Origin of the sequence: Streptomyces xylophagus (assembly GCF_000716435.1) — a bacterium.
Lineage (GTDB): Bacteria > Actinomycetota > Actinomycetes > Streptomycetales > Streptomycetaceae > Streptomyces > Streptomyces xylophagus.
Window position 1 is genome coordinate 12,509 of the sequence record NZ_JNWO01000021.1, and the last position, 12,584, is coordinate 25,092.

The following is a 12,584-nucleotide window of genomic DNA, read 5'->3' on the forward strand; positions in this document are numbered from 1 at the left end:
TTGGAACGCGTAGGAAGCGAGCGATACACCCCCATCGCCCGATCCTTCTGTACGTTCTTCGTGACCGCCCGTCGCCGAACCAGGAGCCCCGGCCACGTGACCCCCGTGAGCAGCCACTCACCGCACGGCCAGTCGCCGCTGCGCACCGTGCAGGTGCTCGGCGGGGGCAACGCCGCCAGCAGCGCGCATGTGCGCTCCCTGGCCTCCGGGCTCGTCGCTCGGGGCGTGCGGGTGACGGTGTGCGCCCCCGTCGAGGCCGATCACACCTACGACTTCACGGGTGCCGGTGCCGAACACGTGCACGTGCCGCGCAGCAGTGACCCGGCGTCCGTGGCCGCGCTGCGGGCGGCCTGCGCGGACGCCGACCTGGTGCACGCGCACGGGCTGCACGCCTCCTTCCGCGCCGCCCTCGCCCTCAGCGGTCGCCGCACCCCGCTCGTCGTCACGTGGCACAACCGCGCCCATGTCGAAGGGGCGCGGGCGCACTTGCTGCGGCTGCTGGAGCGGCGGGTCGTGAAGGCCGCCGTTGTCGTCCTCGGGACCACGTCCGATCTGGTCGACCGGGCTCGGCGGACAGGCGCCCGGGACGCCCGGCTCGCCGCCGTCGCGCTGCCGGGGCCGCGCCGAGCCCCCGTGGACCACGAAGATCCCGATCGACTGCGGCCCAAGCTCCGTGCCGAACTCGGCGCCACCGACCGCCCGTTGCTCGTCGCCGTCGGCTCGCTCGACCGGCAGCGGGGCTACGACACGCTCCTGGACGCCTCGCGCGGATGGTGCCGCCTCGATCCGACGCCGTTGCTCGTGATCGCGGGGGAGGGGCCGCTGCGGGGCGAGTTGCAGCGGCGGATCGAGGACGAGGAGTTGCCGGTGCGGCTCATCGGGCGGCGGGACGACGTCGGTGAACTGCTCGCCGCCGCCGATGTCGCGCTGCTGCCCAGCAGTTGGGAGTCCCGCTCGGTGATCGCCCAGGAGGCCCTCCACGCCCGCGTGCCACTCGTCGCGACCGCCGTCGGCGGCATCCCCGAACTCGTCGGCGACGCCGCCGAACTCGTGCCCTACGGCGACGCGAAGGCCCTCGCCGACGCCGTCACCGGGCTGCTGCGTGACCCCGAACGCCGGGAACTGCTGCGGGAGAAGGGCACCCGGCAGGCCGCCACCTGGCCCACCGAGGACGAGACCGTCGCCCAAGTGCTGAGTGTCTACGACGAGTTGACCCAGCCTCTGCCGCTGACCTGAGCGGACCTTTACGGCACCAGCCTGCGGGCCCGCAGCGCCAAGCTCAACGCCAGTACCGTCTGCGGGTCTTCGAGGTCCGTGCCCAGCAACTCCCCGATCCTGGCGAGGCGGTTGTAGAGGGTCTGTCGGTTGAGGTGCAGTTCGCGTGCCGTCTCCGCCTTGCGGCCCGCGTGCGCCAAGTACGTTTCCAGCGTGGGCAGTAGGGGCGGCTTGGAGCGGTTGTCGTGGTCCCGGAGGGGGCCGATCGCGCGGTCCACGAAGGCCGCCAGGTCCGGGTGGTCGCGCAGTCGCCACAGCAGCAGTTCGATGTCCAGGCGCCGGGCGTCGTACCACGGGCGGTCGGACAGGCCCTGTGCCGCCGTCGCCGTCTCGGCCGCGTGCCGTAGTCCCGCCGACGCCGCCGCCCAGCCGCCGGCCACTCCGACGACCACGATCGGCGGCTGCGCGCCCGGCCGTTGCATCCCGGCCCGCTCCACGCCCGCCCGCAGTGCCGCCGCGACCCGGTCCGCGACCGCCGACCGCTCCGACTCCGAGCGGAGGCCGAGCAGGAGGGGGACGCGGCCCTCGACCGGTCGTACGCCCAGCAGGACCGGGACCCCCACCGAGGCCAGCTCTTCTGCGACCGCGCGGGCCAGGACCGCCCAGCCGCCGCCGGGGGCGGCCAGCGCGTCGCCCAGCCGCATCACCACCGGCAGCAGCGGACTGGTGCCGGGCTTGAAGCCCAGCACACGGGCCTGCGCCGGGGCGTCCTCGGCGGCGATGCGGCCCTCGGCGAGGTCGGTGAGGAAGTCGCCGCGTCCGCGTGCCGCCAGCTCCTCCTCCTGGCGGGCCTGCATCAGGACCACGGCGAGGATGTCCGCGGCCCGTTCGGCGGCGATGCGGTGCACCGGGGCGAGGGGAGCGCGTACCGGAAGGAGGACGATCCGCGCGCGCACCGAGCCCGTACCGGGACCGCCGCCGGGCACGTCCACCACCACCGAACCGGCGGGCGGCGAGGCGTCCTTGTGCTGGCCGCGCAGTCCCTCCCACACCTGGAGCGGGTCGGCGCCCTCGGGCCCTGACCCTGCCGCGTAGAGGAGTTGGCCGTCCGGGGTCTCCAGGAAGACCGGGTTGCCGCTGAAGTCGGCCAGGATGCCGAGGACTTGGGGGATTCCGCCGCCGCCGAGCAGGGCCTCCGTGCAGCGGCGGTGGACCTCCTCGGCCTGTTGGAGCAGTGCGTAGTGGCCGTTGACGATCTCGGTGTGGATCTCCTCGGTGACCGCGACGAACGGCACCTCGCGGTGCAGCTGGACCAGTGGGAGTCCGGTCGCCCGGGCCGTCTCGACGAGGGTGGCGGGGAGCCGGGTGAAGCGCGGGCCGAGTTCGACGACCAGGGCGGCGATGCCCCGCTCGGCGAGGGTGCGGACGAACGCGCGCTGTTCCGCCGGGCGGGTGCCGAGGCCGTAGCCCGTGGTCAGGAGCAGTTCGCCGCCCTTGAGGAGGGAGGCGATGTTCGGGACCTCGCCCGCGTGCACCCAGCGGACCGTCCGCTGCAGCCGGTCGGCGCCCGCCAGGATCTCCGGCAGACCACTGCGCAGCCCGGGCAGCTCCAGCGCCCGCTGCACGGTGATGCCGGCGCCCTGGGTGTCGAATGTGCTGTCCGTACGGCTGTCCATGCAGCGGACGCTACCTGCGCGGATGCCCTGCGCACACCTTGAGGCTAGGCGGGCGCGATGTTGTGGTTGAAGCGGAAGACGTTGTCGGGGTCGTACTCCCGCTTCACCGCCGCGAGCCGCCGGGTGTTCTGTGCGCCCAGGCCCGCCGTCACGCGGTCCGTGCCCTCGTCGCCGATGAAGTTGAGGTAGGCCGCGCCGGTGCTCCAGGGCTGGACCCGGGCGCGGACGTCCCTGACCCACGCGATGCAGCGTTCGTCGTCCGCCTGGTCCTCCCACATGCCGAAGGGGTGCACGGCCCAGGGCGCGTTCCGGAACGGCAGCGGGAAGTCGGCGGGCCCGGACGCGATCGCGCCACCCTGCGGGAACAGCACGTGCTGGGTGCCCGTGGGGACCGGCATGCTTTCGCCGAGGGCGCAGAAGACGTCCGTGAACTCGTCGGGCGCGCCCGTCAGATACTCGGCCGACCAGTAGTTCCGCATACCCGGCGGATCGTCGAACATCGTCTGGAACATGGCGTAGGGCAGGGCGGTGACGATCTCGATCTCGTGCGGCAGGGCCAGCAGCGGCTGGGCGAGCTTGCGCATGTCCTCCTCGGTACCGGCGTAGGTGATCAGCGCGCCGCACAGCCGCTTGCCGACCAGGTGCTCCGGGACGAACTCCTCGGGCGGGGCGGTCAGATAGATGACTCCGCCGCTCGCCTCCTGCGGGCCGGTCTCGATGATCTCGCGGTAGGTGCGGATGACGTCGGGGCCGTGCTCGGGCTCGTACATCACCATGGCGACGGAGAATTCGGGCAATTCGTGCAGTCGCAGGGTGAGCGCGGTGGCGATGCCGAAGTTTCCGCCGCCGCCGTGCAGGGCCCAGAAGAGTTCCGGGTTCTCCTCGGCGCTCGCGTGCACCACGGTCGCGTCGGCGGTCACCAGGTCCACGCCGAGCAGGTTGTCGACGGCGAGACCGAAGGCACGGTCCAGCCAGCCGGTGCCGCCGCCCAGAACGAAGCCGCCGACCCCGGTCGTGGAGACCCGGCCGCCGGTGGTGGCGAGACCGTGTTCCTGGGTCGCGCCGTCCAGCTCGCTCATGGTGGCCCCGCCCGCGATCCGTACCGCCCGGGCCGCCGGATGGACCGTCACCTCGCGCATGTGACGCAGGTCCACGACCAGCGCGCCGTCGCCCAGCGCCATGCCCGAGACGCTGTGCCCGCCGCCGCGCACCGCGATCGGCAGATCCAGTTCGCGCCCGAAGCGCACGGCCCGTACGACATCGGCCTCGTCCACGCACTGGGCGATCACGGCCGGACGCCGGTCGATCATCGCGTTGAAGACGACACGGGCGTCGTCGTAACCCTGATCCCCCGGAGCGAACACATCGCCGACCAGATCCTCGCGCAACGCGGCAAGGGCCGCGCCCGCCGTCGAGAGGGAAGCCATGGCTCCCCCTTTCGATAGGGGGATGGAGTGCTTCCAGCCTAGGCGGGCTCGGCCCTGCGGTCGCGTCGAGCCACCGCACGTCACCAAGCCGTAAGGGTCAGCCGCCGCCCCGTACGGCAGCAGGGCCCGGACCGTGTGTCGCGGTCCGGGCCCTGCTGCGGTGGTGTGTCAGCTCTGTGCGGTGTCGTCGCCCGCCTGCCCGGCGGCCTCGGCTGCGGCTGCCTTCTCGCGCATCTTGCGCACCAGCTCCGCCTTCTGGTCGGCTGCGCCCTGGCGGTCGAGGTTGCGGTGCGGACCGTGGTTCTGCCGTTCGGCGCGGGACTGCTTCTTGCGCTGGCCGCCGCCCATGCCCACGGGGTTGTTGATGTTCTTGCTCACGGTCACGGGTTCTCCCGGTAGTGATGTGAAGTGATCTACGGATTCATCGGAAGAACACGACAAGGACGTTACCCGGTTCCGTCGGCCCCGCCCACCAACCTGTTCGCCGCCGCGGCCGTCGCGTCCGGCCAGGCGTCCCGCTCGGACAGGTGGAGAACGAGGGCGGCGATGTTCCAGGCGTCGTCCTCGCCGCGGTGGTGACGGCCTTCGAGCCGCAGTCCGGCGATCTCCAGGGCCTGTGCCATGCCAGGGCGTTTGCGCAGGCCGTATGCCTCGGTGAAGGCCGCTTTGGCGTTGGTGTGGTGCCGGCCGAACGGATAGGGCGTCCGGGTGTTCCGGCACTGCCGGGTGAACTGGTTGCGGTCGTAGTCGCCCCAGCTGGCCCACGGGCGGGACCCGGCGTGGTGTTCGGCCGCCAGCAGCCGACACGCCTCGGCGAAGCCGACCCCTCCGTCCACCTCGTGTTGCGTGAGGCCGGTCAACTCCGTGCAGAACTCGCTGACCGTGGACCGGGCAGGGCGCACCAGGATCCGATGCCGGGCGAGGCGCTCCGCGCTGGCCAGGTCGACGACGGTCAGCCCGATCTCGATGATCTCGCTGACCGCGCCGGGCGGTTGGCCGCGGTCCCAGCAGGTGGCTTCGACATCCACGACGTTCAGGAGCCGTTCGGCCCCGGTGCTGTCCATGGCGGGAAGGGTAGGGACGAGTGGCTGCCGGGGCACCTGGATTTTCCCGCCGCGGTGCCGACGTCCCCGGGCACCTCTCGGGCCCGGGGCGCGTGCTCGGCGGGTGTCAGCCGCCGTAGGCCCCCGAAGCCGTCAGGCGCAGTGCCGTGTCGATCAGTGGCACGTGGCTGAAGGCCTGCGGGAAGTTGCCGACCTGGCGTTGCAGGCGGGGGTCCCACTCCTCGGCGAGGAGGCCCAGGTCGTTGCGGAGCGAGAGGAGCTTCTCGAAGAGCTTGCGGGCCTCGTCCACGCGGCCGATCATCGCGAGGTCGTCCGCCATCCAGAACGAGCAGGCCAGGAAGGCGCCCTCGTCGCCGGGGAGGCCGTCGACGCCCTCGTCCTCGCCCGAGGTGGGGTAGCGCAGGATGAAGCCGTCCGGCGTGGACAGCTCGCGCTGGATCGCCTCGATCGTGCCGATCACGCGCTTGTCGTCCGGGGGCAGGAAGCCCATCTGCGGGATGAGGAGCAGCGAGGCGTCCAGCTCCTTCGAGCCGTACGACTGCGTGAAGGTGTTGCGCTCCTTGTCGTAGCCGCGCTCGCACACGTCCCGGTGGATGTCGTCGCGCAGTTCGCGCCACTTCTCCAGCGGGCCGTCCGCGTCGCCCGACTCGATCAGCTTGATCGTGCGGTCGACCGCGACCCAGGCCATCACCTTCGAGTGCACGAAGTGACGGCGCGGGCCGCGCACCTCCCAGATGCCCTCGTCCGGCTCGTCCCAGTGCTTCTCCAGGTAGCGGATCAGCTTCAGCTGGAGCAGGGAGGCGTAGTCGTTGCGGGCCAGGCCCGTCATGTGGGCCAGGTGCAGGGCCTCGGTGACCTCGCCGTAGACGTCGAGCTGGAGCTGGTGCGCGGCGCCGTTGCCGACCCGGACCGGGCCGGAGTTCTCGTAGCCCGGTAGCCAGTCCAGTTCCGCCTCGCCGAGCTCGCGCTCGCCGGCGATGCCGTACATGATCTGCAGGTTCTCCGGGTCGCCGGCGACGGCGCGCAGGAGCCACTCGCGCCAGGCGCGGGCCTCCTCGCGGTAGCCGGTGCGCAGGAGCGAGGAGAGGGTGATGGCCGCGTCGCGGAGCCAGGTGTAGCGGTAGTCCCAGTTGCGGACGCCGCCGATCTCCTCCGGGAGGGAGGTGGTCGGCGCGGCGACGATGCCGCCCGTCGGGGCGTACGTGAGCGCCTTGAGGGTGATCAGGGAGCGGACGACGGCCTCGCGGTACGGGCCGTGGTACGTGCACTGGTCGACCCAGTCGCGCCAGAAGTCCTCCGTGGCCTCCAGCGACTGCTCCGGCTCGGGGAGCGGCGGCGGCTGCTTGTGCGAGGGCTCCCAGGAGATGGTGAACGCGATGCGGTCACCCGGCGCGACCGTGAAGTCCGCGTACGTCGTGAGCTGCTTGCCGTAGGTCTCCGCGGATGTGTCGAACCACACGGAGTCGGGGCCCGCGACGGCGACCGTGCGGCCCTCGTGCTTGTGCACCCACGGGGTGACCCGGCCGTAGGAGAAACGCATCCGGAGGGTCGAGCGCATCGGGACGCGGCCGGAGATGCCCTCCACGATGCGGATCAGCTGGGGGGCGCCGTCGCGAGGGGGCATGAAATCGGTCACGCGGACCGTGCCTCGCGGGGTGTCCCACTCGGATTCCAGGATGAGCGAGTCGCCGCGGTAGCCGCGCCGGGCAGCCCTCGGCGGCGGCGCGTCGGAGGCGTGGGCCGGGCCCAGCCGCCAGAAGCCGTGTTCCTCCGTGCCCAGTAGACCGGCGAAGATGGCATGGGAGTCGAATCGGGGCAGGCACAGCCAGTCCACCGTGCCGTCCCGGCAGACCAATGCCGCAGTCTGCATGTCTCCGATGAGTGCGTAATCTTCGATGCGCCCGGCCACGTGCAACTCCAGTCGAACGGCCACGTCGCCCCTCAGAAAAGGGGCGGTCGCTGTGTGCGGTCAAGGGATCGTTTGTAGTGCGTCGTTGAGCCATGAAGCAAATGGCGGTCGTCGCTCAACGGACTGACGAGCTCTCGTTGTTCCGGGATATACGGGCGGGGGTGGTGCCGTGTTCCGGGCCGGCTCGGCAGCGAGTGTCCGAGCAGGATACGACGCACGTAGATGATCTGTGTGCCGCTCTCGCCAACGGACCTGGGCCGAACGGGTGAGCAACGGGTGAGAAGCAGGTAACCAGGGCGCGTCTGTGTCGACGCGAGTGACCTGTGTGTCGACGTGAGTGCGGAGCGTGGCCGGAAGCCATCTCGTCCGGGCGCTGATACCCTGGTAGCCCGTGGACCGGTGGGCACACAGAACCCCCGACCGCAACTCGAACCGCGACCACGGGAGCCCCCTCTTGGCCATGCCGACCGCTGCTTTTCGAAACAGCACAGCCACGACGACCAAGCACATCTTCGTCACCGGGGGTGTCGCCTCCTCACTCGGCAAGGGCCTCACCGCCTCCAGCCTCGGCATGCTCCTCAAGGCGCGGGGCCTGCGCGTCGTGATGCAGAAGCTCGACCCGTACCTGAACGTCGACCCCGGCACGATGAACCCCTTCCAGCACGGTGAGGTCTTCGTCACCAACGACGGCGCCGAGACCGACCTGGACATCGGCCACTACGAGCGTTTCCTCGACCGCGACCTGGACGGCAGCGCCAACGTCACCACCGGCCAGGTCTACTCGACGGTGATCGCCAAGGAGCGGCGCGGCGAGTACCTCGGTGACACCGTGCAGGTCATCCCGCACATCACCAACGAGATCAAGCACCGCATCCGGCGCATGGCGACCGACGAGGTCGACGTCGTCATCACCGAGGTCGGCGGCACCGTCGGCGACATCGAGTCGCTGCCGTTCCTGGAGACGGTCCGTCAGGTCCGCCACGAGGTCGGCCGGGACAACGTGTTCGTGGTCCACATCTCGCTCCTGCCGTACATCGGCCCCTCGGGAGAGCTGAAGACGAAGCCGACCCAGCACTCGGTTGCGGCCCTGCGGAACATCGGTATCCAGCCGGACGCGATCGTGCTCCGGTCGGACCGCGAGGTGCCGACCGCGATCAAGCGCAAGATCTCGCTGATGTGCGACGTCGACGAGGCCGCCGTGGTCGCCTGCCCCGACGCCCGCTCGATCTACGACATCCCGAAGACCGTGCACACCGAGGGCCTGGACGCCTACGTCGTCCGCAAGCTGGACCTCCCGTTCCGCGACGTGGACTGGACGACCTGGGACGACCTGCTCGACCGCGTCCACAACCCGCTGCACGAGATCAACCTCGCGCTGGTCGGCAAGTACATCGACCTGCCCGACGCCTACCTCTCGGTCACCGAGGCGCTGCGCGCCGGCGGGTTCGCGAACAAGGCCCGGGTGAAGATCAAGTGGGTCACCTCGGACGACTGCAAGACCCCGGCGGGCGCCGCCAAACAGCTCGCCGACGTGGACGCGATCTGCATCCCCGGCGGCTTCGGCGACCGCGGTGTCTCCGGCAAGGTCGGCGCCATCCAGTACGCCCGCGAGCACAAGATCCCGCTGCTCGGCCTGTGCCTGGGCCTCCAGTGCATCGTGATCGAGGCCGCGCGCAACCTGGCCGGCATCGAGGACGCCAACTCCACCGAGTTCGACCCGGCCACCGGTCACCCGGTCATCTCCACCATGGCCGAGCAGCTCGACATCGTCGCCGGCGACGGCGACATGGGCGGCACCATGCGCCTGGGCATGTACCCGGCCAAGCTCGCCGAGGGCTCGATCGTGCGCGAGGTGTACGACGGCAAGGAGTACGTCGAGGAGCGCCACCGGCACCGCTACGAGGTGAACAACGCCTACCGCGCCGAGCTGGAGAAGAAGGCCGGACTGCAGTTCTCCGGCACCTCCCCGGACGGCAAGCTCGTCGAGTACGTCGAGTACCCGCGCGAGACGCACCCCTATCTCGTCGCGACCCAGGCCCACCCCGAGCTGCGCTCCCGCCCGACCCGGCCGCACCCGCTCTTCGCGGGCCTGGTCAAGGCGGCCGTGGCACGCAAGACGGGCAAGTAGTACGAGGGTTGTACGGTGACCGGGGTGTATGCCTTCACAAGGTGTGCGCCCCGGTTTCTTTATGCAGTGCAGGCACAGGCGCGGGAGGACAGGGCATGACCATCAAGGACACCCCGGAGGAGTGGGAGATCCGGGCGACCGTGACCCCCTTCGTGGGCAACAAGACCTCCGTGCGCACCGACGACGTGGTCATGCCCGACGGCACGGTCGTGCACCGCGACTACCAGGTCCACCCCGGCTCCGTGGCGATCCTCGCCCTGGACGAGGAGGACCGGGTCCTGGTCATCAAGCAGTACCGCCACCCCGTCCGGCAGAAGCTGTGGGAGATCCCGGCCGGACTGCTCGACATCCCCGGCGAGAACCCGCTGCACGCCGCCCAGCGCGAGCTGTACGAGGAGGCGCACGTCAAGGCCGAGGACTGGCGGGTGCTGACCGACGTCTACACCTCGCCCGGCGGCAGCGACGAGGCCGTCCGTGTCTTCCTCGCCCGTGATCTGTCCGAGGCCGACGGACAGCGCTTCGAGGTCGAGGACGAGGAGGCCGACATGGAGCACGCGCGCGTGCCACTCGACGACCTGGTCCGCGGGGTCCTCGCGGGCGAGTTGCACAACAGCTGCCTCGTCATCGGTGTCCTCGCCCTGGTCGCCGCCCGGCACGGCGACGGCATCGACGCGCTGCGCCCCGCCGAGGCGCCGTGGCCCGCGCGTCCCTTCGAGTCCTGAACCCACGCCTCACCGACGCCTCACCCAGACCTCACCCACCCCTCATCCTTTCCGCCTCTTTCGGCGTCTTCCGGTGTGACGATCGGCTGATCCGATCGGGGGATGTGCCCGCCGCGCTCCGCACGGTTCGTCGCAGAGCGTGAACTAGGCTCTGGAATCACCCGATCCGGAGTCCCGGCGGGCTATGCGCGTGCAGTGGGACGGGAGTGTGGCCCGTGACGGATCAGGCGGTGGACACCGGCGGCGTGAGGCTGTCCGAGGACACTTCTCCCGAGGGCCAATTCCTGGGCCGCGCAAGAGAGTTGAAGGAGCTCCGCGCCGACATCGAGCGCGCGGGCCTGGACACCATCGCCGGCCGCAAGGCCCCCCGCGCACGCGTCCTCCTCATCGCGGGCAAGCCCGGCTCCGGCCGTAGCGCGCTCGCCGAGGAACTCGTCCGACAGGTCGCTGACCGTTACGACCACGGTGTGCTCCGGGCGCGGCTCAGCGAGCCCGACGGCACTCCCGTCCCCACCGAGCGCACCGCCCGCGAACTCCTCACCGCCCTGGAGCTGCCGACCCCCGCCGGCGCCTCCGAGGACGACCTCTCGGACATCCTGCGCGACGCCCTCGCCGACCGGCGGGCGCTGCTCCTGCTCGACGACGCGGCCGACGCCGGGCAGGTCGACGCGCTGCTGCCGGACACCCCGGACTGCCTGGTCGTCGCCGTCTCCGGCGGTCCGCTGACCGGCATCGCGGATGTCCGCCCCTGCACCCTGGGCGGCCTCGACACCAAGTCCGCGCTGGAACTGCTCACCCGCTACACCGGCGCGGTCCGCATCACCGTCGACCCGGTCGCCGCCGAGGGCCTCGTCGAGGTGTGCCAGGCCCAGCCCGCCGCGCTGACCCTGGCCGGCGGCTGGCTCGCCGCCCGGCCGCAGGCGGCCGTCGCCGACCTCGCCAAGCACCTGCACGCCGAGAGCGACGAGGGCACCCCGCTGAGCCGAGTCTTCCGGCTCGTCTACGGCTCACTGCCGAGCCCCGCCGCCCGGATACTGCGACTGCTCTCCCTCGCCCCGGCCGGCCTCGTCGACCCGCAGACCGCCTCCGCGCTCGCCGGCTGCTCGGTCAACGGCGCCCGCACCACCCTGGACGACTTCGTCGCCGCGGGCCTGCTGCGGGCCCTGGACTCCCCGCTGCCGCAGTACGAGGTCCCCGGCTGCCTCCAGCCCCTCCTGTACGCCCTCGCCGAGACCCAGGACCGCCCGGCCGAGCTCCAACTGGCCCGCGCCCGCATGCTGGAGCGGACCGTACGGCTGCTCCAGTCCTGCCGCGCCATCACCGAGACCGACAGCCCCCAGGCCCGCGAAAAACTCCTAGGCATGCCCCGCGCGCTGCGCTTCCCGACCCCTCGGGCCGCCGCCGACTGGCTGCGCGTCCGCCAGCCCGCCCTGCTGGCCTCCGCCCGCCTCGCGGTCGCCGACGGCGAACTCGACACGCTGGCCCGCCGGTTGATGTCCCAGCTGGTGCGCGCGATGGTCGCCCACTTCGGCACCCAGGCCGCCGCCCCCGAGCTCTACGGCATCCACCGCCTCGTCCTCGACGTGGCCGAGCGGCGGAACCTGCCCCGCGAGAAGGCCGCGGCGCTGCTGAACCTCGCCGATCTGGACGCGCAGACCGGCCGTACGACCGAGGCGCTGGCCCGCTACCGGGCCGCTCTGGACGCCGGACGCGAAGCAAATGACCCGTATGCGACCGGTCGCGCGATGGAATCCGTAGGCGGCGCGCACCAGGAGCTCGGCGACTACGACCGGGCCGCCGACTGGTTCGGCCGCGCGCTGGCCCAGCGGCTCGCCCGGGACGAGCGCGCGGAGGCCGCCCGGCTCTACGGCCGGATCGCCGCCGCGCACACCTACGCGGGCCGTTACGGCGAGGCGCTGAGGCACTGGCGGGCGGCCGTCGCCGGATACCGCAAGAACGGTGATGTGCCCGCCCAGGCAAGGGCGTTGAGCGAGCTGGCACGGGTCCAGGAGTACGCGGGCCGCCCCGAGGAGTCGCTGCTGACCTGTCACGAGGCCGTGGAGTGGGCGCGCCGCGCGGAGGACGTCCGGCTGCAGGCGGCGTTGCAGCTGCGGCTGGCCGACACCCTCGACCGGCTCGGTGACCCGGCGTCCGCCGCGCTGCACCGCGGGACGGCCGAGCGGATGCTCGGCGAGGAGCTCCTGGAGGGCGATTCGGCCCCCGAAACCCCGGAATCCACCTCCGAACCCCTGGAACAAGACGCTAACGCCTGCGAAATCCGTAGTACATCCGCCGAAGATTGATGCATTGAAAGGCTAGACACCGGGAACACCTTCATTAGACTGGCTCTGCCGCACCTTCTCCTGCGGTCTCCCGGTGCGCTCATGCATGTCCGGGTATGAGATGTATTGCCCCACACCCTCTGAGCCAAGGACCGTGATCG

General features: G+C 71.4%; 9 protein-coding genes. 4 read left to right on the forward strand and 5 right to left on the reverse strand.

The annotated features are described in order from the left end of the window. Nucleotides 1-96: 96 nt before the first annotated feature. Nucleotides 97-1,236: a glycosyltransferase family 4 protein gene (locus OO70_RS36365; RefSeq protein ID WP_043681167.1), complete on the forward strand. Its 1,140-nt coding sequence runs from the start codon at nucleotides 97-99 to the stop codon at nucleotides 1,234-1,236. An 8-nt stretch (nucleotides 1,237-1,244) separates the two neighbouring features. On the opposite strand, the gene OO70_RS36370 is transcribed toward OO70_RS36365, so the two are convergent. The 5 genes from OO70_RS36370 to OO70_RS36390 all read right to left on the reverse strand — a co-directional run bounded on the left by OO70_RS36370 (nucleotide 1,245) and on the right by OO70_RS36390 (nucleotide 7,291). Further along, a complete protein-coding gene (locus OO70_RS36370; protein WP_043681170.1) occupies nucleotides 1,245-2,891 on the reverse strand; it encodes a PucR family transcriptional regulator in 1,647 nt (548 codons plus the stop codon). A 44-nt stretch (nucleotides 2,892-2,935) separates the two neighbouring features. Then, entirely contained in the window at nucleotides 2,936-4,318 is a 1,383-nt protein-coding gene (locus OO70_RS36375) for an FAD-binding oxidoreductase (RefSeq protein ID WP_043681172.1), read from the reverse strand. A gap of 168 nt (nucleotides 4,319-4,486) precedes the next feature. After that, the gene (locus OO70_RS36380) at nucleotides 4,487-4,702 is read right to left on the reverse strand and encodes a DUF6243 family protein (protein WP_051741977.1); all 216 of its coding nucleotides are present in this window, start codon (nucleotides 4,700-4,702) and stop codon (nucleotides 4,487-4,489) included. Between the two features lie 62 nt (nucleotides 4,703-4,764). Continuing rightward, nucleotides 4,765-5,382 (reverse strand): 3'-5' exonuclease, encoded by a 618-nt coding sequence (locus OO70_RS36385; RefSeq protein WP_051741980.1) that lies wholly within the window; start codon nucleotides 5,380-5,382, stop codon nucleotides 4,765-4,767. A gap of 106 nt (nucleotides 5,383-5,488) precedes the next feature. Beyond that, the gene (locus tag OO70_RS36390) at nucleotides 5,489-7,291 is read right to left on the reverse strand and encodes a glycoside hydrolase family 15 protein (RefSeq protein ID WP_043681175.1); all 1,803 of its coding nucleotides are present in this window, start codon (nucleotides 7,289-7,291) and stop codon (nucleotides 5,489-5,491) included. Nucleotides 7,292-7,751: 460 nt separating this feature from the next. Here OO70_RS36390 and OO70_RS36395 point away from each other — a divergent pair, with 460 nt between their 5' ends. The 3 genes from OO70_RS36395 (at nucleotide 7,752) to OO70_RS36405 (ending at nucleotide 12,444) form a co-directional block, all read left to right on the forward strand. Further along, nucleotides 7,752-9,419: a CTP synthase gene (locus OO70_RS36395; protein ID WP_043681178.1), complete on the forward strand. Its 1,668-nt coding sequence runs from the start codon at nucleotides 7,752-7,754 to the stop codon at nucleotides 9,417-9,419. A gap of 95 nt (nucleotides 9,420-9,514) precedes the next feature. Then, nucleotides 9,515-10,141 (forward strand): NUDIX domain-containing protein, encoded by a 627-nt coding sequence (locus OO70_RS36400; RefSeq protein ID WP_043681181.1) that lies wholly within the window; start codon nucleotides 9,515-9,517, stop codon nucleotides 10,139-10,141. Nucleotides 10,142-10,356: 215 nt separating this feature from the next. After that, nucleotides 10,357-12,444, forward strand: a complete 2,088-nt coding sequence (locus tag OO70_RS36405) for a tetratricopeptide repeat protein (RefSeq protein WP_043681184.1) — start codon at nucleotides 10,357-10,359, stop codon at nucleotides 12,442-12,444. Nucleotides 12,445-12,584 lie beyond the last annotated feature (140 nt).